This window comes from Tatumella ptyseos (assembly GCF_030552895.1).
Classification (GTDB): Bacteria; Pseudomonadota; Gammaproteobacteria; order Enterobacterales; family Enterobacteriaceae; genus Rosenbergiella; species Rosenbergiella ptyseos_A.
On the sequence record NZ_CP130649.1, the window covers coordinates 2,107,549 to 2,128,573 of the forward strand.

Here is a 21,025-nt window from a genome sequence, read left to right on the forward strand (position 1 = left end):
ATGCCTATAAGCCAACATAGCCCTGAAAAACCTCAAGAATTTGCAGCCATCGATCTAGGATCGAACAGCTTCCACATGGTCATCGCTCGTGTGGTGGATGGTGCCATCCAAGTTCTTGGCCGTTTAAAACAACGCGTTCACCTCGCTGATGCCATCACGCTTGATAATCAACTTACGGAAGAAGGTATTGAACGTGGTCTGAGTGTGCTTGCGCTCTTTGCAGAACGGTTACAGGGCTTTGACCCCGCGAATGTATCGATTGTCGGTACCCACACCTTACGGGTCGTCGACAACGCCGAAGAGTTCCTCAAGCGTGCGGAAGAGGTCATCCCTTATCCTATCGATGTGATCTCAGGGAATGAAGAAGCACGCCTGATCTTTATGGGCGTCGAACATACTCAGCCTGAAAAAGGTCGTAAATTGGTGATCGATATTGGTGGCGGGTCGACTGAGTTGGTGATCGGCGAAGATTTCGAGCCTCAGCTGATCGAGAGTCGCAGAATGGGCTGCGTCAGCTTCAGTAAACTCTATTTCCCTGGGGGTAAAATCAGCCACGATAATTTCCGCCGTGCCCGCTTAGCGGCCGCTCATAAACTTGAAACTCTTGCTTGTCAGTATCGACAAGCGGGTTGGCAAGTCGCGATGGGCGCGTCGGGGAGTATCAAGGCTGCATGTGAAGTGTTGGCCGCTTTAGGCGAAAAAGAGAAAGTGATCACCCGCGATAGTCTCGCATTACTGTGGGACAAAATTAGCGACTTTGAGTCGATGGATGAGCTCGAACTACCAGGACTTTCCGAGGATCGTAAATCGGTTTTTGTCCCAGGGTTGGCTATCCTTTGTGGTATTTTCGACGCGCTACAGATTAAAGAGCTGCTTTATTCCGACGGTGCACTACGCGAAGGGGTCCTTTATGAGATGGAAGGTCGTTTCCGCCATCAAGATATCCGCAAACGCACCGCACTCAGTTTAGCCGAACATTATGTGGTCGATCGCGATCAAGCTAAACAGGTATTAGAAACCACGCGTCTACTGCATCGTCAGTGGGAAAAACAGAACCCAAAACTGGCCAATAAAGCCCTCACCGCTTTAGTAGAATGGGCCGCTATGCTGCATGAGGTCGGGTTAACGATTAACCATAGTGCGATGCAACGCCACTCTGCTTATATTTTACAGCACTCAAATATGCCGGGCTTTAGCCAGCAACAGCAACTCTTGTTAGCCACTTTGGTCCGTTTCCATCGTAAGGGTATAAAAATCGACGATGTCCCGCGCTTTACTGCCTTTAAGCGTAAGCAGTTCTTACCACTAATTTTCCTATTGCGTTTAGCCATTTTGTTGAATAACCAGCGTCAAGCAACGACTCGCCCTGAAAAGCTGTTATTGCATACCGATGAAGGCCACTGGACACTCATCTTCCCGAAAGAGTATTTCAACCAAAATGCCCTAGTGCAGCTCGATTTAGAACGTGAACAACTTTATTGGTCGGACGTGACTGGCTGGCAGTTGAACTTGAGCGAAGAAAAATAACGCATAACGGTGAGGTCACTATGATAACAGCCCCCAATTCAGAGCACTCTCCGCTTCCTACAATGACGGCTCCCCACCCGGAAGTCGTTGCGTTAGTTCCCCGGCTAGTCGAGGGTGAGCTCTTGGACCTGGGCTGTGGGTACGGGCGGCATGCGTTATACCTACAGCAACAAGGATTCCCGGTCACCGCATGGGATAACGATCCACAAGCCGTACAACACTTAACGCAATTAGCGAGCCAAGCCGCCTTAAGCGACCTAACGGCGACAGTGACCGACCTCAATCACCATCGGTTCAATGGCCGTTACCATGCGATTGTAGCGGTAGATACCTTAATGTATTTGGACCCCGCGACCATTGGCCAGTTAATTGCCGATATGCAGGCCGCTACCCTGAAGGGGGGCTACAATCTGATCGTCTGCGCGATGCATGATGAGCACCTAACGAACCCTATCGCTTTTCCGTTTAGCTTTAGTTCGGGCGAGCTGAGCCATTATTATCGGCGTTGGCACATTGTTCATTATCACGAACAGCTGACGACTTGGCAGCCATCAGACCCGCAAGCTGCGCCGCTCACCCTACGCTTTGCAACCTTATTGGCGCAAAAAATTTCAATTAAAGAGCTATAATCTTTGCGGAGGTTTGTGAGCAAAACCCCTCCCTACGCTTATTATGGAAACTTATTGATGAATAACTCTCCCTTAAGTCGTCAGAAAAAGAAAAGCGGATCCCTGGTTCGAATTGTCTTCTGGTTAAGTCTAGTATTACTGGTAGCACGACTCATTTGGGTCCTGCCAGCGGCGTTTGACCACCATCGTGCCAAACAGGAGAGCACTGGAGCGGCTACTCAGGCTAAATCTACCCCCTAATTTATGACAGTAAGGACACCTTGGCCCTGCTGAGAATCACAAAGGATGTAATATGTCAGAAGTTTATAGCCAACTATTGGCCCAACGCCGCCAGAAAATTTTAGAGCTTGTGCTCAACAACCCTCTATTAGTTGATAGCCTGCTCGATCCTGAAAAAAAATTGAATGATTCCCAGGTTGAGCTCGTCGCGCAGCAGAAAAAACTGCTGGTCGACACCATTTTACTGCTCCACGCGGCAGATATCGCCGATATCTTGGAATCCATGCCAGAAGAAGCGCGTCAAGCTGTGTGGCAGATTATTCCTGTGGAGAACCGTGGGCGGATTTTAGTCGAGGCTTCCGAGACAGTATGGGAAAGCCTGATTGAGTGTATGAGCGATAAGCAGACACTCCAAGCTATCGCCCCCCTCGACCTTGATGATCAAGCATGGCTATCTCGTTTTTTATCTCGTGACCTCACCGGTAAATTATTGACGGGTCTGGAGCCAAAGCAGCGCGCGCGTATTTTACAGCTTATCGGTAAAGATCGCGGTGGCGTCGCGCAGGTGATGGACTTTAACATCATCACGGTACGGCCAAATGTTACGCTAGGTGTGGTACAGCGCTATTTGCGTCATCTGAAGAAAATTCATAACGGTACCGATAAAATCTTTATTATCGATCACCAAAATCAGCTTCTTGGCGAGCTGCTCTTGACCGATATTCTGTTGCACACGCCTGCTGCACAAGTGTTAGATGTTATGAATCCTCATCCTGTTACCTTCCAACTGGATGAACAAGCTGAAAATGCTGCCAGCGCTTTCGAACGGTACAACCTCATTTCCGCAGCAGTGACTGATGGTGAAGGTAAATTGATTGGCCGGATTGCGATCGAAGATATTATCGACTTAGTCAACCAAGAGAATGAGAGCAATATCCGGAAGATGGGTGGGATACGCGAAGAAGAGGATGTGTTTGCCCCCGTCACCAAATCGGTTAGAAACCGTTGGGCGTGGTTAGCGCTCAACCTTTGTACCGCTTTTATCGCCTCACGCGTTATCGGATTATTTGAAAATACCATTGCCCACCTTGTCGCGTTAGCTACCCTAATGCCTATCGTTGCGGGGATTGGCGGTAACACTGGTAACCAGACCATTACCATGATTGTTCGCGCCTTGGCCTTACATCAAATCGAACCAAGTAACTTCTCCTTTCTGTTTTTACGGGAGATTGGCGTTGCGCTGATTAACGGCATTCTCTGGGGCGGCGTGATGGGGGGGATTACTTACCTGATGTATCACAATCTGGCCCTCAGCGGTGTAATGATGCTGGCGATGGTACTTAACTTACTCCTTGCCGCCTTTATGGGAGTCATGATCCCACTGATTATGACCAAACTTAAACGTGATCCCGCCATCGGATCTAGCGTACTGATTACCGCCACCACGGATACCGGCGGCTTCTTTATTTTCCTAGGATTAGCCACGCTGTTCTTACTGCATTAATCCCCTGTGGCACGGTTTGCGCCGTGCCCCCGCTTTTAGATTTTTATTCACTGAAAAATGGAACCGGTTTGTGATTAGCCATCAGAACCATTACTCCGCTTAGCGGCAAAAATGTTTCAAAATTTAATTATTCAAATAAATGAATAATTAATCCAAATCAGGCCAACTAATCATTGCCCCCCCACCAAAAAGGCTCTATATTGGCCGCGCTTTTTTTAGCACACACTTTTAATTATTTAATTTAACCAATTGGGACTGAGCGCAGTCTTGGTTGTGGGAGAGATATGATGACGGATAAGGTCCGTATTGAAACTTTAGATGCCACCTCTTTCAAGGGGAACAACGATCAATTCTTGGCGCGTCAAGCAGAGTTTGAATCGAATGTCAGAAGTTATCCACGCAAGTTGCCTTTAGCCATTGCTAAAGCGAACGGCGTCTGGATCACCGACGTTGAGAACAAAGATTATCTTGACTGTCTGGCTGGAGCAGGAACTTTAGCATTAGGCCATAACCATCCTGATGTCCTGCAAAGCATCCAAAATGTTATAAGCAGCGGCTTACCGTTACACACTCTTGATCTAACGACTCCGTTAAAAGATCAATTCTCAGAATATCTCCTCTCTTTGCTCCCTCACCAGGGTAAAGATTATTGTCTGCAATTCACCGGGCCGACCGGTGCAGATGCTGTCGAAGCTGCCCTCAAACTGGCGAAAAAGACCACGGGCAGAAACAGCGTCATCAGTTTTTCTGGCGGCTACCATGGTATGACCCATGGTGCACTATCGGTTACCGGCAACCTCGGCCCGAAAGAAGCGACTAGCGGCATGATGACTGAAGTTCAGTTTATGCCTTACCCGCATCTTTATCGTTGCCCGCTGGGGATTGGCGGTCAAGCCGGTATCGATGCCTTAGGTTACTACTTCGAAAATCTGATTAACGATGTCGAAAGCGGTGTCCGTAAGCCAGCCGCGGTGATCTTAGAAGCCGTTCAAGGCGAAGGTGGCGTTAACCCAGCGCCAGTCGAGTGGCTACAACGCATTCGTAAGGTCACTCAAGAGCACGGTATTTTATTAATTATCGATGAAGTACAAGCAGGTTTTGCTCGTACTGGCCGTTTCTTTGCGTTCGAGCATGCGGGAATCGAACCCGATATCATCGTAATGTCCAAAGCGGTTGGCGGTGGTTTACCTCTCGCCGTACTGGGTATTAAGAAAGAGTTTGATGCCTGGTCGCCGGGTCACCATAGCGGGACGTTCCGCGGCAACCAACTCGCGATGGCCACTGGCCTGACTACCCTGAAAATCTTGAAAGAACAAGATATTGCGGGTCAAGTCGCCGTTAAAGGTGAGTGGCTGAAAGCGCAATTGACCCAACTACAAAAACGCTTCCCACAAATCGGTCATGTCCGTGGCTTAGGCTTAATGATTGGTATGGAAATTGTGAAACCACAAGAACCTACCGACCACTTAGGCTGCTACCCTGCTGACCCAGAGTTAGCGGTATTGCTGCAGAAGAAATGCTTCGAAGCGGGTCTGATTTTAGAACGTGGTGGACGCCATGGTTGCGTGTTACGTTTACTGCCATCACTACTGATCAGCCAAGTAGAACTGACCTTATTCCTCGAAAAATTCGAGCAAGCGCTGTTAAGCGCTGGCCTTCAACCTCAGGGATAAGACTACGATGTCGACGACCAACACCATTCTGACGGGTTCACCTGAAAGCCTACAGGCTTATCAAGAAGTGATGACCCAGAGCCAACAAGCGGTCGCCGCTTGGTTGCAACAGCCAGAAATGTATCAAGGCAAATCTGTCGCAGAATTACGCGAGCGGATCGCCTTACAGTTCACGGCGGAAGGATTAGGGAATAAAGAAGCCATTGATCGTGCTGTCGAATATTTTTTAAAAGACAGCCTCGCCGTCCATCATCCACAGTGTGTGGCGCACTTACATTGCCCAAGTTTGGTGATTAGCCAAGCAGCGGAAGTGTTTATTAATGCGACAAACCAAAGTATGGACTCGTGGGATCAAAGCCCGTCGGCCACCATTATGGAAGTAAAACTAGTCGAATGGCTACGCAGCCAAATCGGCTACCCGGCAGGTGATGCCGGGGTTTTCACCAGTGGTGGAACTCAGAGCAACATGATGGGACTGATGCTAGCGCGCGATGCATTTTTCGCCCGCCGTGGCCACTCAATCCAACAAGACGGTTTACCGAATAATCTGCGTAACTATAAAGTGTTCTGCTCTGAGCACGCACACTTCTCTGTGCAAAAAAATATGGCGCTAATGGGCCATGGTTACCAGTCAGTTGTGCAGATCAAAACTGATGAATATTCGCGTATTGATCTCAATGACCTCTTGGAAAAGCTCGCAACTGCGAAAAGCCAAGGTGAAGAAGTCATGGCTATCGTTGCGACTGCGGGAACCACCGATGCAGGCGCTATCGATAACCTAACCGCTATCACCACCTTAGCGGCGGAGCAAGACATCTGGGTACACGTCGATGCAGCATGGGGCGGCGCCTTACTGCTTTCGGAGAAATATCGTCACTGGTTAGCCGGCTTAGAACAGGCTGACTCTGTTACCTTAGATTTCCATAAGCAATATTTCCAAACCATCAGTTGTGGCGCGTTCTTACTGAAAGATCCGAAGCACTACGAGTTAATGCGCTATCAAGCAGCGTATCTCAATTCAGAGTTTGATGAAGCACAAGGCGTTCCTAACCTGGTGTCGAAATCATTGCAAACCACCCGCCGTTTCGATGCCTTGAAACTGTGGATGGGACTCGAAGCGTTAGGACAAAAACAGTATGCCGCGATCATCGATAACGGTGTAAGCCTAGCGCAAGACGTTGCCGCCTATGTTGAGAGCATGACCGAAGTAGAATTGGTGATGAAGCCTCAGCTGGCGAGTGTCCTGTTCCGTGTACGTCGTGAAGGCTTAGACGATCAGCAAATCGCGCTGTTCAATCAGAAGATTGGTGATGCACTGTTAGATTCAGGACGAGCGAATGTCGGTGTCACTGAACACCATGGTGTGACCTGTCTGAAACTGACCTTACTGAACCCTACCGTGACGTTAGACGATATTAAAACGCTATTAGCGTTAGTCTTGCAAACGGCAGAAACGCTGCAGTTGTAAAAAAAGTCCCTTGTGGGTAATGCCAGTCAGTTGCTTAGCTGACTGGCATTTTTTTGTGCACTTTGGATACGGAAAAGGCCACTATTATTGGAAAGACGCTTTTCCTGCTTATCGGTGGTTTCACTTACTCTCCCGCTGCCGCCCGGTAGTAGATAAAACCAGGATCGCCAAAACTAAGTCGCTTGAGTAAGGTGATGATTCCCCAAACCATGCTAATCAGGTTCTCCCCGGCGTGATATTGAATTAGACAAGACCTGACGCCGGGGATTTTACTCGTTAAGGAATGGGGGGCTTAAGGAAATCATAGCGGCGATACTAAGAGTTGGCTTGTTCTTCAAAAAGCCTAAACCCGTCCTCGATGGTTGGAATGATCTCTACCAGCTCAAAGTAAGACTCTGTAATGAGTACCGAATCACGTAATCGCTCAATGGTAAAAATAAAATGACTGCATATCCTTAGCTTGGAACATCGCTACATCCGTACAGCGAGTTGTAAAAGCTTCTGCATCAAACATTCTTGATGTAACGTCGGTATTGACGAGCACATCACTCAGTACTTTATCGGCAATCGCGTTGCGCTTATCTCTGCTCAGCCGCAACCAAGAAACAGTAGTCTTTAGTAGATCAAATACAGTAACCATTTTTTGGGCCTGTAGTTTTATTTTGAATACTGAAAGAACTATTAGGTTACTAAAAAGCCACCAACAATTCTGATACTAAATTGTTTCCTTTCCTAAGAAAATGTTCTGCTAACACACTTCGCTCGAAAGGGTATAAATTAAAATCTATTAAAATATTTACATTGATAACTGACTTAGTCTGATTAATTAGGAAAACTATGAAGATAACGATACGTCACGAAAAACCCTCTGATATTTCTACCATAGCTGAATTGACTACTATTGCATTTTTGAATGCTGAGCATACCAGCCATAAAGAGCAATATATCGTCTCTGCATTGCGTGACAATGATGCTCTCACTTTATCTTTAGTAGCTGAATTAAATGGTATGCTAGTTGGGCACGCCTCTATTTCTCCAGTTGTACTTGATAATAATGATTCTGGTTGGTACGGTTTAGCTCCCGTGTCAGTACTGCCTGACTACCAAAATCAGGGCGTGGGAACTAGTCTTATCCAGCAAATACTTAGTGAGTTAAGAAATCTATCTGCTAAAGGATGTGTGGTATTGGGTGATCCAAACTATTATTCTCGCTTTGGATTCGAAGCCCAGCATAAACTTACTTTAACAGATGTCCCTCAAGAGTACTTCCAAGCGATTGTTTTTCATGGTGAACTACCTCGTTCTATCGTTTATTTTAACGATGCATTTAACGTTGAAGCGTAATACGACAGTAAATGATGATTAAATTAATGGCTTTTTCTTCAATCGACGAGTTTTTAATTAGAACCATAGAAAACCTAATATCCTCGTACTGCGGATATAAAAATCCTTGGGCATCGACTAGCTTACTACTTTCATTATTAAAATTCTCTCAAACGGCCAAAAGTGTCACATCCCCACAAAAAAGGGACCTCCAAATAAGGATTGTTTCGTGACATTAGCCGGATTCAGGGTTAGACCACTTTAGCAGTGCCACCCGCTAGTCTTCGCTAGAAATCCGATATTTTAGTAGTGATAAAAGCTTTAGACACTTTCCTTGTAAAGCGGGCCAACTTTTATTATTCGTCGATGGAGGTAGTCGGTGTAGAAGGAATTCAGACGTTGTCTATTATCTATTAAGAAGGCATTAACTTTGATGCGGACGATGATGTTACCCGACCACCCTCCACCCTAATCGATATTGTCAGTAATAATAATCGCTCTATATCCATTACATTTCTGAGGTATGACTGTGCTTCATCATACCTCAGAAAGATGGCTAAACCGCCATAGGATGCTAGCTTTTAGAACTCAACACTTGCCGATAAGCTCACGTTACGCGTCTGTCCTTCTGCCACGCGCAAGTTACCGCCGCTTGAGGTGTAATAGTGTTTATTAAATAGGTTATTAAGATTCAATTGTAGTTGTGTTTTTTGTCCCAGCACGCGGTGGTTCCAGCGTAAGAAGCTATCAGCCACGATATAGTGCGGTAAGGTGAAGCTATTATCGGGATCACCCGCTCGGCTTCCCATATACTGTACACCTCCCCCAAGTGTCCACTCACCGGGTAGCGCGGGCACAGTGAGTTGATGGCTAAGATAAGTCGCAGCGGAATGTTTGGGTGCATTCTGTAAAGCATTACCCTTATTCGCCGGATTGATGCTGTCACGGGTAATGGTTGCTTGGTTGTAGCTATATTGCGTGCTTAATTGCCAATTTTTAGCGATTTCACCGTTTAATTCGACCTCCACACCACGAGAACGTGCACGATCCACTTCATAAGTATCGCCGTTCAGCGATAGCGCAATATTACGCTCATCGATAGTGTAAAGCGCCACGCTGGCTAACAACGCCGGAGAAATTTGCCATTTACTACCGACTTCGTAGGTAGTTCCCTGCTCTGGACTCCCCACTTTGCCATTGTCGTCCACAGTCGTTGATGGGGTAAAGGATTTACTCCAAGATCCGTATAAAGAGACCTCGGGAGTCAAATTATAAATTAGTCCCATTTGAGGTAAGAACTTGTCGCCACTATCGGTATAGTTGGTGACTTTAGGCACGCCACTACTTTGGTTTTGTGTAAACCGCTGCATACGTCCCCCCATTACCATCGTCCATTTCGGCGCTAGTGAAATGCTATCTTTCACGTAAACCGAGCGGCTATAGATACGGTTGAGTAAATGTTTACCGCTGGCTTTTTCAGTCGACGCATTGGTGACCGTCGATAGACCATACTGTGGATCATCAATCGTAAAGGCAGTATTACTTTTGCCCGTATACGCATGGGCTCGGTAAGTTTGATTCATCTCATAATCGGCACCCACTGTAATGGCATGCTGCATATGGTCAATTTCAGGCGTCCCACTCAGGTTCCACGCTAGGTAATGGGTCTGATGATTGAAGCCACGGTTAGCATCCGCTCGCCGAGTCACCACGCCGGTCGTGGTATTCACCGCCGTAACCCGTACCTCGTTATTGCTGTACTTACGCTGATTCCAGCCAGCAGTGATTCCGGTATTCCAAGTATCGTTAAGCTGATAGTCCCAATGGCTACTAAGAGATTGGTTAATCCCCCAGGCATAGTTTGAGTAATCATCTAAACGCGTTTTATACCCGACGTTGATCGGTTTACCGTTAATAAAGGCAGTCCCTCGATCATAGGGAATCTCATATTGATAGTGTTCATAGTTAAGCGAGAAACTGGCTTTCTCGCCGTACCACTGTAGGGAAGGAGCGATTAAATTATGGGAGTTATGCCCATAATCTCGCCAATACTGCTCATGTTGTTTTTCAGCTATCAAACGAAAGGCGACCCCCCCCCCCAGCGGGCCGGTCACATCGATGCCACCCGTGCCTCCCCCTGCACTTTTAGCCTGACCATAAATTTTGGTTTTCCAGTGATATTCTGGCTTTTTACTGACCACATTGATCACCCCACCCGGATTCTGTATGCCATACAGTAACGATGCTGAGCCCTTTAAGACTTCGACATGATCAGTCGTGGCATCAAGATTCATCCCCGCGCTACTGCGGATCCCATCGCGATAGATCGAACCATCGCTATTACTACCGAAACCACGGCGAACGATGCCATCTTCAGTACCCGCTAACGTATTACCTTGTGAAACACCACTGACAAAACGCATCGCATCAGCCAAGGTGTCTGTCGAATAATCGTTGAGCTGTTGCTGCGTGACGACACTGATTGATTGCGCTTCAGCTAACCGCGAAACAGGTTTCAAGCTACCTATGCTAGCTTCAGGTTGGCTATAACTGGTGCTCACGGTATCACTATTTTTTCCTGTGACCACAATTGGCGTCTCATCAGCCGCCAGAGTGAAAGGTGAAACGAGTGAGCCGCCAAATAAGCTAAGCGTAATAAGATTACGTCGGCGCGATGAAAAGAATGAAATCCTGGTGTTGTGCATAAGTCTTGTCTCTGACGAAAAAGCGGGTTCACTTTAACAATATTTATAATAATGAGAATCATTCAACCATGAAGTAATGTAGTAGTATAGTTATTTTAAAATTAATTCACTACATCACTCGTACCGTTCAACAAGGTCACTAAAAAACCGATTCCATCGATTTACCAAGATAAAATAGCGGTATTAGAACCCTCATCACAACGCATTGAATAGTTAATATTCAATTACACCTTGACTACTACAGCCATTATTATCAAAATCACTACAAGGAGAATGAGAGTCATTCTTAGTTAAAGAGAGTCGATGTATTCATGTCATTTCCGCTTGCCACCGAAAACCTCTGCGCGGGTTACGATAAACATCAGATCATTCATGATGTTACCCTCACAATTCCCGCGCAAAAAACTACCATTATCGTTGGGGCTAATGGCTCTGGAAAATCGACTCTGCTGCATACGCTCGCCGGTCTTAATTCGACTCAGGCTGGTAAAGTGTTATTGGAAGGCAGCGATCTTTCCCAGCTTAAGCGCCGGGATGTTGCTAAACGAATGAGCTTTTTAGCGCAATCCTCGCCTATTCCAGATGCGCTAACAGTCTCTACCTTAGTGGCTCGCGGACGTTACCCTTGGCAAGGTCTGCTCCATCAATGGTCACGCCAAGATGAGCAGGCGGTGGATGACGCCCTACAACTTACCGGGCTATCTGCCTTAAAGGATCATCCTGTCGCGGCACTTTCTGGCGGGCAACGTCAGCGCTGTTGGATCGCCATGACACTGGCACAACAGACGCCCCTCCTGTTATTGGATGAGCCAACGACCTATCTCGATTTACGCTATCAGGTCGATGTGCTGACCCTATTACAAACGCTCACTCAGCAACACCATAAAACCGTGGTCATGGTGCTGCACGACCTTAATTTCGCCCTACATTTCGCCGATAGGTTGCTGTTCGTGAAAACGGGCAAAGTCATTGCAGAACTCAATGATGTGAACGACTGTACTGCCGAATTGATTGAGGAGACCTTTGGTGTGCGCACCCACTTAGTGACTGATCCACGCACCCAGAAACCGATCGTCATTCCGCTATGGTCAGCCAATGAACGCTAGGACCTTACCTTTACCTTGGGTGGCCACTGGCTTACTCTTCTTGCTGGCCTTGCTGGCCTTTACTGAGTTAAGCCTAGGCGCACTGCATTTTTCCTTGCAGACCCTCCTGCACGCTTTTTTCGACTATCAACCCACGGTGTTCAGCGATCGCATCATTATCGATATCCGCCTGTTGCATTTAGTGGTCGCGGCAATGGTTGGAGCCTGCTTAGCCATGGCCGGGCACTTACTGCAAACAATTATTAGTAATCCATTAGGCGAGCCACATATTTTCGGTCTCAATGCTGGGGCCTCATTGGCGGTGGTGGCTTGTAGCGCACTCGGAAATGCACTATTACTCTCGCCCTTTATGCGTCCGTTAGTTGCGGCGGTCGGAGGTGGAGTGCTGTTCAGTGCAATATTACTTGCCGCCTACCTGAGCCGCCAAGGGTTAGCAATGGTGACCACGACACTCTGTGGCATTACGCTTTCAGCCTTTGCCGGATCAATGACCTCGCTACTGTTATTGTTTAATGAGCAAACATTGCAATCCACCCTTCTCTGGTTAAATGGGGATATTGCTGGACTCAGTTGGTCGGCAGTCTATGCCGTATTACCGCCTTTTCTGCTCGCGGTAGGCATTGCTTTCTTGGTCTCCCCAGCCCTGAGTGTGCTGAGTCTTGGCGAACAGCTTGCTGAAGGACTTGGCGTGCGGATAGTACGCTCGAGGATCTTAGGGCTATGTGCCATAGCGCTGTTCTGTGGCATTGCGGTCTCCTTGGCCGGCCCGATAGGCTTCATCGGCTTAATTGTCCCGAATATTGTCCGGCAACTCATTACCGTACGAGCTCGCGCTGCCTTATGGGTGAATGCCTTGATGGGCGCTGTACTCTTACTGGCCGCGGATCTCTGCGCCCAGCACCTGATTGAGAGCCAGTCATTAGCCACCGGTACCGTTACCGCACTACTTGGCGCGCCAGTTTTCGTGGTATTAGCCGTAAGGTATTTTCGATGAGACCTTCTTTGTTACGCTCAGCCGATAAAACGTTGCGCGTAGGCAGCAAAAGTATTCTGCTCTCCCCTGCCGCCTTGGTGGTCAGTGGTATGTTAGCGCTGATAATTATGCTGTTATGCCTATTCTCCTTGACCCAAGGCGAGTTAACGCTGCCCCTGAGTGAAGTCGCTTATCAACTGACCCACTTTACAGCTCCCCCCTCACTTAACCATACGCTCTTTTGGCAGATGCGACTGCCGCGCAGCGTAGTGGCCATTATTGCCGGTGGCGTACTGGGTGCGGCGGGGGCCGTGATGCAATCCACCACCCGTAACGGCCTTGCTGATCCCTCACTATTGGGCATCAAGGAGGCCGCCTGCGTAGTGGTCTGGATCGAATTATTATTTTTCCCCACCCTTTCGCCGCTGTGGCGGCCGATCTCCGCCATGCTCGCCGGCTTACTGGTAACCGCTATCGTCATGCTACTGTCCAGAGGCACTTCTAGCTCAAGATTTATCTTGATCGGTATAGGGATAAGTTGGGGGCTCAATGCACTGCTTGGCGTCATCTTGACTACTCTCGATCCTAAACAAGCACAACAGTTAATACTGTGGATGGCAGGCAGCTTGCAATATGCCACGCTCGATACCGCAAAGTTGATGTTGCTGATCTCACTGCCTATTTTTTTACTTTTACTCTTAAGTTGTCGCGCCAGTGCTGTCCTACAGCTCGGCGATGCGACAGCGACGTCACTCGGCGTTAATCCTCTCGTCATCACTAAGCTGCGGGTGATAGGCGCAGTGATATTGACTGCGCTGACCGTCTCTACGGTGGGGAGTATTGGTTTTATTGGCTTGATGGCCCCCCATCTCACCCGGCGCATCATTAATGGCGGACAAAGTTACTTGTTATGTGGGAGTGCCCTCGTGGGGGCCTTGTTATTGCTCTTGGCTGATTGCGTGGGGCGCCTTGCATTTGCCCCCATTCAACTGCCTGCAGGGGTTGTCGTCGCCTTACTTGGCGGCCCTTTTTTCTTTATTGTATTGTGGAAACGCGCCACACACCGCTAGTGACCAGGAGTTAGGATGCGATCAGTAATTGTAATGTTAGGGCTTTGTGTGAGCATCGTCTGTTCGGCGGCCTCGCCTGCTACCCGCCATTTTCTTGATGATACCCAACGTGATGTGGTGATCCCGCAACAGCCGTTGCGTATTATTTCGTTGCATGACTTAGATATTACTATTCCGCTCCTGGAGCTTGGCGTCACGCCCGTTGGTAGCCACGGTCGGGTAACCGCTCAAGGAAAGCCCTACCTTCGTTCAGCAAAAAGGCTTACTGGCCTCGATTTTGATAACACCTCCATCCAGTATTTGGGGACGGCGGATATCAATCTTGAGAAAATCGCGGCATTGCATCCCGATCTGATTATTACTGAACCAAGCCGCACAACGAGTTTGCAACAATTGCAAAAAATTGCCCCAACGGTCAGTATCGATAACCGCCAAGGTGGCCCGGTCAGACTTTATCAACGATTGGCGGACCTTACGCACACTCAAGCAAAGTATCAACAGTTGGTCAGCCGATATCAGGCGGAGATCACTGAGTTGCAACGTCTACGTGGTAAGCACAAGGTGACGGTATCCGTGCTACAAGCCAATAATGGCAAGGTCAATATTCTGCACACTTATCATGCCTTAGGACAGGTATTACGTGATGCCGGCTTCAGTTTTCCAGCACTCATCGACCAACTCCCTGAAGAAGGGCGTGCGAACCTTAATGCTGAACAGTTACCGGCATTGGACGCTGACATCGTGTTTGATACATGGCGAGGAGACGGGGACTTAACCGCCGACGATGAGCGTAAGGCCATGGACGCTGTCCTGCCAGGCTGGTGCCAGTTTATGCAGGCTTGCCAAAAGGGGCACTGGATAATGGTGTCGCGCGAAGATGCCATCGTGAATAGCTTCGCCTCCTTATCAAAAATGGTCGCCGTAGTTGAAACGAGTTTAGCCGGGATGACGGTTCCCTCGGCAACACATTAAGGGTAGAGACTATGTCTATGCGACACGACCTATTTTCTGAACGCCTACGCGCACGTATTGATGGCCTCTCTTCAGGGCTACAGCAAGTCTTACTCTATATCGATCAACACCGTGCGCTGGTCATTGAAAGCACTGCGTTAGAGATCGCTGCAGTCACCCAAACTTCAGATGCGACGGTGGTTCGTGCGATTCAAGCACTCGGTTTTAGTGGTTTAAGAGAGTTAAAATCGGTCCTTGAGCAGTGGTTCGACCCGCCTTTAAACTCCGCGGATAAGATGGACACGACCTTAAGCCACTTGGCGGAAGATGTGAATCAGTCAATAGACTATGTGGTGGAGGGCCATCTCGCTGCGGCTCAAGCGCTCCGTAGTGATGAGAATCGTCAAGCCATCGCCCAAGCGGTCTCTTTAATCGTGAATGCCCGACAATTAGCGATTTTCGGGATTAACGCTTCGGGAATATTGGCTGAGTATGCGGCCCGCTTATTCCATCGTAATGGTTTACCTGCGCTCCCGTTGAATCGTTCTGGCATCGGTTTGGCAGAACAGTTGCTCTCGCTCCAGCGAGGGGACGTACTGATTATGATGGCACAAAAATCAGCGCATCGAGAAGGGATGACAACCCTACGCGAAGCTCAACGCCTTGGGGTGCCTACGATATTGCTGACCAATGCTAAAGAGTCCAAATTTGTCCAGCAAGCCGATGTGGTCATTCACGTCCCACGCGGCACTGAGCAGGGCAAAATGCCATTACATGGCCCGGTCCTTGCCTGCTTAGAAATGTTAGTGGTTGCCACCGCCGCGTCGATGTCGCAAAGGGCGGTGAAGTCGATGAAAAGACTGCAAGAATTACACCGCGGACTCAAAAATACTTCATCAAAAAAATAAGGTAATTCTGAACAAATAAACCCGTCGGATTTTAGGGCTGCACTATACTTAAGCTTTCTCTAATAATAACAATGTTTCATCAGGGATAAGCGATGCCTAAACCATCCACGTCTAGCGACGAAAAATTCGTGTCTTCGGATACGATAAAACAACGACTCTTTTTTATTGTTCTAGTTGCCACTATGGGCGCCCTCGCCTTTGGTTATGACACTGGGATTATCTCCGGCGCATTACCTTTCATGACGCAACCGCTGGATAAAGGCGGGCTAAACCTGACGCCCTTTACTGAGGGCTTAGTGACTTCAGCCTTAATCTTTGGTGCCGCGATTGGGGCCTTCATCAGCGGTTTCGTTTCCGACCGTTTCGGCCGTCGAATTACTTTACGCACCTTAGCGCTGATTTTTGTCTTGGGCGCGTTGGGAACTACCCTTGCGCCAAATGTACACATCATGGTCGTCATGCGATTTTTACTGGGAATAGCGGTCGGCGGTGGATCGTCTACCGTACCGGTTTTTATTGCCGAAATCGCTGGTCCGCGTCATCGCGCTCCTTTGGTAAGCCGCAATGAGCTGATGATTGTCGCGGGACAATTAACCGCCTACATTGTCAGCGCTTTAATGAGCGTCCTGTTGCATGACAACCATCTCTGGCGTTACATGTTGGCGCTTGCCACCATCCCAGGGCTATTACTCTTTATCGGGACCTTCTTTGTTCCAGGCTCACCACATTGGTTAGTGGCCGAAGGAAGGCTGCGCGAAGCGGTTCGCATTATGCGTAAACTGCGTCGCTCACGTAAGGAAGTTCGTAAAGAGATCAATCAGATGCGTGAACAAGCGAAAGCTTCACGTGAAGGACCGACAACGAAAGAGCTGTTAAAAGAGCGTTGGGTGGTACGTTTGCTGTTATTGGGAATTGGTATGGGGGCTGTCGCACAATTTACCGGCGTCAACGCCTTCATGTACTACACCCCAATCATCCTAAAAACGACAGGCATGGGAACCAACGCCTCACTTACTGCAACCATCGGTAACGGTGTGGTCGCAGTCATCGCCGCGCTGATTGCCTTAAAAGCGGTATCCCATGTTAAGCGCCGTTCGATGCTTATTTTCGGCTTAGTCGCGGTGATTTTGATGCAAGTAGCCTTGGGTTCAGTGTTGATCTTCCTACCAAAAGACTTGACCCAGAGTTATCTCGCCCTAGCCTGTATCTTGCTGTTCTTATTCTTTATGCAGATGTGCGTGGCGCCAATCTATTGGCTACTGATGTCTGAGCTGTTCCCGATGAAATTACGCGGCGCCTTGACCGGTACTGCGGTAGCCTGCCAATGGATATGTAACGCTGCGGTTGCCTTCGCCTTCCCACCGATGTTATCGGCGATGGGTAATCAGACGTTCTATGTCTTTGCTGCGGTTAACCTCATTTCACTGATTTTTGTTTGCTGTTGCCTGCCTGAAACTAAAGATAAATCTCTGGAAGAGATCGAGACCATGATGCGTAAGCGTTACAGTAAGGAAGAAGCCGTCCCCACAACCATTGAAAAAGCTTAACCGAGTAAAACGCCCAGTTTTGGGCGTTTTATTGCCATATTTCTGACATCTCTATCTGTTGTACTCTCTCTGACCCTTAACTAGTGAGGTGTACCATGCAACGTCTCTGTGCTTACCTACTCTCTGCCAAGTATCCAAAATATATAAAACGTGTGGCCTTTCGTCTTGCGCTCTGGCACGCACACACTAGACATTAGGGAGAATTAACCTCCCTTATGATCTAACAATGCTTAAAGTCGCGCGGAACACTACCAGTAATCGATCGAAAAGCAGCCGTGAACGATGCGGGTGAAGAGAATCCGAGCTGATAAGCGACTTGTTTAATCGAGACCTCCTTTGCGAGGAGGTCTAACGCCAAATAGATTCTCGCCCTTTGCTTCCAGACTCTGAAACTTATCCCCGTGTCGGCTTTAAATAAACGAGTAAAACTTCTTTCTGACAGGGCGGCAATATCCGCTAAATCGCTCATCGGTAGATTCCAGCGTTGCTCAGTAATTAAAGGCCTAATGGCTAATAACAAAGGTGCCTTTTCAGGCATTGGCAGCTCCGCGGCGAGGGGTTGAGCCTCATGAAATAAATTAATTAATAGCTCAGCCATTTTACGCTGATTCTGTTTACTGTAGTGCTGCTCGAATAGGGACGAAATAAGGATGTTGAGTAGCGGGGTCGTACTAATAACATGCACATCCTCTCTATGCACGAAGGCATCGCACTGTTCGATAAATGACCGACTGAAGTAAACCGCTCTCAGATGAGTTTGCGAAAGGATCTGATAGCTATGCTGGTGCAATGGTGGGATCCACAATGCTCTTTGTGGAGGGATCACCCAACTCTTCCCTTCAGTCTTGACTAACATCACCCCGCGAGTCGCGTAGAGAAGCTGTCCTTCTTGATGGTAATGAGGGGGATCTTCTTCGCCTTGCTGGTAATCAATCGCAGTACAAGACCAACCCACTGCTTCGCTATGTCTTGGCGCTTTATCTATAGTCGCTGGCATTTGAAAAGTGCCCTCTCCCTTTAAGATGACCTCATTGAACGCTTAACGATAACACGCTTATCTGTGCGTTAAACCACCCCTATTACTTCATCCATTGATAAGAAGATTCATTATGAACGTACATTTTATTATTCATGAGGCGTTTGAAGCGCCTGGGGCTTATGAACTCTGGGCTGAGTCACGGCACCACACCATCGGCTATTCTCGTGTCTATCTTGGTGACAAATTACCTGATACTGCCCAAGATATCGATCTGTTAATCGTGATGGGCGGGCCACAAGACCCAAATGTGACTATCGATCAGTGCCCTCACTTCAATTCAATGGCCGAACAAAGGCTTATTCGTTCAACGATTGAACAACAAAAATCCGTAATAGGAATATGTTTAGGTGCCCAATTAGTGGGCGAAGCATTGGGCGCACCTTTTAGCGCCAGCCCGCATCCAGAAATAGGTAAATTTCCCATAAATTTAACGACTCGGGGGAAAGATCATCCCTTCTTTTCTCATTTTGGTGACAGTCTAGAGGTGGGCCATTGGCATAATGATATGCCTGGTTTAACCCCTGATTCAGAGGTCATCGCCGTCAGCGATGGCTGTCCTCGACAAATTGTCGCTTATTCTGATCTCGTTTATGGATTTCAATGTCATATGGAGTTTACGCCGAAGGTTATCGAACTGCTTATCAGAGATGCTGGAGCCGACCTGCACGCAACTCAGGACCGTGCATTTATCGATTCGATTAGCACTTTACGGGCGCATCACTACGAAGAGATGAATGAAACATTATTTATTTTTCTCGATAAGCTTGCGGATCACTATCAGCTGACCCGTAGCAGATAAGCGACTCACTATTTTTCTTCAGTTCCTGTTAGTCCTTTGTTTCACTTATCCTTTCAATAACTTCAAGGATGATGTTGGCACTGCGTCAGCCCTCTGACGACAGTGCTTTTTTTGACCCCACCTTGACAGAATAGCGATCTAGGTCACATATTTTAAAGGTACACCCTTTTTTATCTTAACCAGGAGCGCACGATGAAGATGACCTCTCCTTCGCAGTTTTCTCGACGCAACTTCTGCCAATTATTACTCGCCGCTTCGGCGATGCCGCTGAGCAGTTATGCGCAGTCGCAGTCAACCTCTCCCCATGTTGCTATTCAGCCCCTTTCGCTGACCAAAGTCGTGAATGGCGTGCCGAACGACAAATTACCTTTACTCATTTATCAGCAAGCTGTCCCCGCATCAGCCTCAAACGCTGACGACTATCTGAGTCAACTCTTCGCAAAAAATGGTTGGCCAGTACAATGGCGCTACCAGATCTTTCCTTTTACCCACTACCACTCCAATACTCATGAACTGCTAGGGGTAAGCCAAGGTAGCGCGAAGGTTCAGCTAGGAGGCGAAACGGGACCAACGGTAACGGTTAAACAGGGGGATGTAATCCTAATTCCTGCGGGAGTTGGTCATAAGCAACTGTCGGCCAGCGAAGATTTCCAAGTGCTGGGGGCCTACCCTCAAGGGTTAAGTCCAGATCTTTACCATGACGACCCGAGTAAACTGGCCGAAGCTCAGCGTCATATTGCGAATATCGCTATGCCCAGTACCGATCCCGTTACCGGCAAACAAGGCGGTATTAAGACGCTGTGGAAAGCCTAATTTTTTGATTTCATTTGGAACCGATACCATTACTATGAGGAAATTATGTCTGTTAAAAAACTCACCGCGCTCGCTTCCCTGCTGCTCGCCACGACGTTAGGCAGTCATACTGCTCTGGCGGCAAGCCCCTCTTCTGAATCTAGCGTGCATAACATCGGTATCGTTGGGGCAGGAAATATGGGAGAAACCCTAGGTAAACTTTGGGCAGATGCGGGTTACCATGTGATGTTAGCTTCGCGCCATCCTGACAGTTTACAATCTACGGCTAATGACATCGGCCATGGTACCAAAGTTGGAACCGCCGAGCAGGCTAGCCAATTTGGTGATGTGGTGGTGATGGCAGTTCCCTATGGTGCGCTGCCACAACTGGGTAAATCTCTGCATCAACAACTTGCGGGTAAAACGGTTATCGATGTCAGCAATCCTTACCCCGGTCGTGATGGTGCCACGGCAGCAAAAGCGTTAAGCCTAGGGAGTGGTAAAGCTTCGGCACAATATCTTTCAGGCGCACATGTGGTGAGGGCTTTTAATTCCTTGGCCGCGACCGCGATTGCCTCGAATGCCCATCACTCACCGCTCATTGCAGTACCTTATGCGGGTGATAACGCACAAGCCTTGGCTCAAGCCAAAACATTAATCCAGCAGGCCGGTTTTGCACCAGTGAAGACGGGTGATCTCACGACGGCGACCCGTTTCCAACCTGGATCATCGTTGTTTTTACAGGTATTAGATGAGAAAGCACTGCGCGCGCAACTCGCTGACGCTCGGTAA

Annotated in this window: 19 protein-coding genes; 16 read left to right on the plus strand and 3 right to left on the minus strand. The window is 48.2% G+C overall.

What is annotated here, in order from left to right; all coding sequences use genetic code 11:
• From ppx to QJR74_RS10055, 6 genes are all read left to right on the plus strand, one after another.
• Window positions 1–1,527, plus strand: a complete 1,527-nt coding sequence (gene ppx, locus QJR74_RS10030) for an exopolyphosphatase (RefSeq protein ID WP_304371725.1) — start codon at window positions 1–3, stop codon at window positions 1,525–1,527.
• A gap of 20 nt (window positions 1,528–1,547) precedes the next feature.
• Complete coding sequence (locus QJR74_RS10035) at window positions 1,548–2,156, plus strand: methyltransferase domain-containing protein (RefSeq protein WP_304371727.1); 609 nt, start codon at window positions 1,548–1,550, stop codon at window positions 2,154–2,156.
• 15 nt (window positions 2,157–2,171) lie between these two features.
• Window positions 2,172–2,396, plus strand: coding sequence for a YfgG family protein (locus QJR74_RS10040; protein WP_304371728.1), 225 nt, complete (start codon window positions 2,172–2,174; stop codon window positions 2,394–2,396).
• 52 nt (window positions 2,397–2,448) lie between these two features.
• Window positions 2,449–3,879 (plus strand): magnesium transporter, encoded by a 1,431-nt coding sequence (locus QJR74_RS10045; RefSeq protein ID WP_304371729.1) that lies wholly within the window; start codon window positions 2,449–2,451, stop codon window positions 3,877–3,879.
• A 284-nt stretch (window positions 3,880–4,163) separates the two neighbouring features.
• Entirely contained in the window at window positions 4,164–5,552 is a 1,389-nt protein-coding gene (locus tag QJR74_RS10050) for a diaminobutyrate--2-oxoglutarate transaminase (RefSeq protein WP_304371730.1), read from the plus strand.
• A gap of 7 nt (window positions 5,553–5,559) precedes the next feature.
• Window positions 5,560–7,020, plus strand: coding sequence for a pyridoxal phosphate-dependent decarboxylase family protein (locus QJR74_RS10055; protein ID WP_304371731.1), 1,461 nt, complete (start codon window positions 5,560–5,562; stop codon window positions 7,018–7,020).
• A gap of 424 nt (window positions 7,021–7,444) precedes the next feature.
• On the opposite strand, the gene QJR74_RS10060 is transcribed toward QJR74_RS10055, so the two are convergent.
• Window positions 7,445–7,660 carry a darcynin family protein gene (locus tag QJR74_RS10060; protein ID WP_304371732.1) on the minus strand — a complete coding sequence of 72 codons (216 nt, stop codon included), beginning with the start codon at window positions 7,658–7,660 and terminating at the stop codon, window positions 7,445–7,447.
• 197 nt (window positions 7,661–7,857) lie between these two features.
• On the opposite strand from QJR74_RS10060, the gene QJR74_RS10065 reads away from it, so the two are divergent.
• Window positions 7,858–8,364: a GNAT family N-acetyltransferase gene (locus QJR74_RS10065; protein WP_304371733.1), complete on the plus strand. Its 507-nt coding sequence runs from the start codon at window positions 7,858–7,860 to the stop codon at window positions 8,362–8,364.
• Window positions 8,365–8,924: 560 nt separating this feature from the next.
• On the opposite strand, the gene QJR74_RS10070 is transcribed toward QJR74_RS10065, so the two are convergent.
• Window positions 8,925–11,048 (minus strand): TonB-dependent siderophore receptor, encoded by a 2,124-nt coding sequence (locus QJR74_RS10070; RefSeq protein ID WP_304371734.1) that lies wholly within the window; start codon window positions 11,046–11,048, stop codon window positions 8,925–8,927.
• A gap of 311 nt (window positions 11,049–11,359) precedes the next feature.
• On the opposite strand from QJR74_RS10070, the gene QJR74_RS10075 reads away from it, so the two are divergent.
• The 6 genes from QJR74_RS10075 to QJR74_RS10100 all read left to right on the plus strand — a co-directional run bounded on the left by QJR74_RS10075 (window position 11,360) and on the right by QJR74_RS10100 (window position 17,603).
• A complete protein-coding gene (locus tag QJR74_RS10075) occupies window positions 11,360–12,154 on the plus strand; it encodes an ABC transporter ATP-binding protein (protein WP_304371735.1) in 795 nt (264 codons plus the stop codon).
• The gene (locus tag QJR74_RS10080; protein WP_304371736.1) at window positions 12,144–13,148 is read left to right on the plus strand and encodes a FecCD family ABC transporter permease; all 1,005 of its coding nucleotides are present in this window, start codon (window positions 12,144–12,146) and stop codon (window positions 13,146–13,148) included. Before QJR74_RS10075 ends, QJR74_RS10080 begins: the two co-directional genes overlap by 11 nt.
• Window positions 13,145–14,197, plus strand: a complete 1,053-nt coding sequence (locus tag QJR74_RS10085; RefSeq protein ID WP_304371737.1) for a FecCD family ABC transporter permease — start codon at window positions 13,145–13,147, stop codon at window positions 14,195–14,197. The genes QJR74_RS10080 and QJR74_RS10085 overlap by 4 nt, the downstream gene beginning before the upstream one ends.
• A gap of 15 nt (window positions 14,198–14,212) precedes the next feature.
• On the plus strand, window positions 14,213–15,169 hold the full coding sequence (locus QJR74_RS10090) for an ABC transporter substrate-binding protein (RefSeq protein ID WP_304371738.1): 957 nt from the start codon (window positions 14,213–14,215) through the stop codon (window positions 15,167–15,169).
• Between the two features lie 11 nt (window positions 15,170–15,180).
• The gene (locus tag QJR74_RS10095) at window positions 15,181–16,056 is read left to right on the plus strand and encodes a MurR/RpiR family transcriptional regulator (RefSeq protein ID WP_304371739.1); all 876 of its coding nucleotides are present in this window, start codon (window positions 15,181–15,183) and stop codon (window positions 16,054–16,056) included.
• Window positions 16,057–16,148: 92 nt separating this feature from the next.
• Window positions 16,149–17,603, plus strand: coding sequence for a sugar porter family MFS transporter (locus QJR74_RS10100; RefSeq protein ID WP_304371741.1), 1,455 nt, complete (start codon window positions 16,149–16,151; stop codon window positions 17,601–17,603).
• A gap of 220 nt (window positions 17,604–17,823) precedes the next feature.
• On the opposite strand, the gene QJR74_RS10105 is transcribed toward QJR74_RS10100, so the two are convergent.
• Complete coding sequence (locus tag QJR74_RS10105; protein WP_304371742.1) at window positions 17,824–18,600, minus strand: AraC family transcriptional regulator; 777 nt, start codon at window positions 18,598–18,600, stop codon at window positions 17,824–17,826.
• Between the two features lie 112 nt (window positions 18,601–18,712).
• Between QJR74_RS10105 and QJR74_RS10110 the strand changes: the two genes are divergently transcribed.
• From QJR74_RS10110 to QJR74_RS10120, 3 genes are all read left to right on the plus strand, one after another.
• Window positions 18,713–19,441, plus strand: coding sequence for a glutamine amidotransferase-related protein (locus tag QJR74_RS10110; protein ID WP_304371743.1), 729 nt, complete (start codon window positions 18,713–18,715; stop codon window positions 19,439–19,441).
• Between the two features lie 192 nt (window positions 19,442–19,633).
• Window positions 19,634–20,254 (plus strand): cupin domain-containing protein, encoded by a 621-nt coding sequence (locus QJR74_RS10115; RefSeq protein WP_304371744.1) that lies wholly within the window; start codon window positions 19,634–19,636, stop codon window positions 20,252–20,254.
• Window positions 20,255–20,299: 45 nt separating this feature from the next.
• Window positions 20,300–21,025, plus strand: a complete 726-nt coding sequence (locus tag QJR74_RS10120; RefSeq protein WP_304371746.1) for an NADPH-dependent F420 reductase — start codon at window positions 20,300–20,302, stop codon at window positions 21,023–21,025.

Coding starts and splice junctions, on each gene's coding strand:
- QJR74_RS10080 (WP_304371736.1), top strand. CDS start 12,144: ATGAACGCTAGGACCTTACCTTTACCTTGGGTGGCCACTGGCTTACTC.
- QJR74_RS10075 (WP_304371735.1), top strand. CDS start 11,360: ATGTCATTTCCGCTTGCCACCGAAAACCTCTGCGCGGGTTACGATAAA.
- QJR74_RS10035 (WP_304371727.1), top strand. CDS start 1,548: ATGATAACAGCCCCCAATTCAGAGCACTCTCCGCTTCCTACAATGACG.
- QJR74_RS10090 (WP_304371738.1), top strand. CDS start 14,213: ATGCGATCAGTAATTGTAATGTTAGGGCTTTGTGTGAGCATCGTCTGT.
- QJR74_RS10085 (WP_304371737.1), top strand. CDS start 13,145: ATGAGACCTTCTTTGTTACGCTCAGCCGATAAAACGTTGCGCGTAGGC.
- QJR74_RS10060 (WP_304371732.1), bottom strand. CDS start 7,660: ATGGTTACTGTATTTGATCTACTAAAGACTACTGTTTCTTGGTTGCGG.
- QJR74_RS10065 (WP_304371733.1), top strand. CDS start 7,858: ATGAAGATAACGATACGTCACGAAAAACCCTCTGATATTTCTACCATA.
- QJR74_RS10105 (WP_304371742.1), bottom strand. CDS start 18,600: ATGCCAGCGACTATAGATAAAGCGCCAAGACATAGCGAAGCAGTGGGT.
- QJR74_RS10120 (WP_304371746.1), top strand. CDS start 20,300: ATGTCTGTTAAAAAACTCACCGCGCTCGCTTCCCTGCTGCTCGCCACG.
- QJR74_RS10055 (WP_304371731.1), top strand. CDS start 5,560: ATGTCGACGACCAACACCATTCTGACGGGTTCACCTGAAAGCCTACAG.
- QJR74_RS10100 (WP_304371741.1), top strand. CDS start 16,149: ATGCCTAAACCATCCACGTCTAGCGACGAAAAATTCGTGTCTTCGGAT.
- QJR74_RS10115 (WP_304371744.1), top strand. CDS start 19,634: ATGAAGATGACCTCTCCTTCGCAGTTTTCTCGACGCAACTTCTGCCAA.
- QJR74_RS10050 (WP_304371730.1), top strand. CDS start 4,164: ATGATGACGGATAAGGTCCGTATTGAAACTTTAGATGCCACCTCTTTC.
- QJR74_RS10110 (WP_304371743.1), top strand. CDS start 18,713: ATGAACGTACATTTTATTATTCATGAGGCGTTTGAAGCGCCTGGGGCT.
- QJR74_RS10070 (WP_304371734.1), bottom strand. CDS start 11,048: ATGCACAACACCAGGATTTCATTCTTTTCATCGCGCCGACGTAATCTT.
- ppx (WP_304371725.1), top strand. CDS start 1: ATGCCTATAAGCCAACATAGCCCTGAAAAACCTCAAGAATTTGCAGCC.
- QJR74_RS10095 (WP_304371739.1), top strand. CDS start 15,181: ATGTCTATGCGACACGACCTATTTTCTGAACGCCTACGCGCACGTATT.
- QJR74_RS10045 (WP_304371729.1), top strand. CDS start 2,449: ATGTCAGAAGTTTATAGCCAACTATTGGCCCAACGCCGCCAGAAAATT.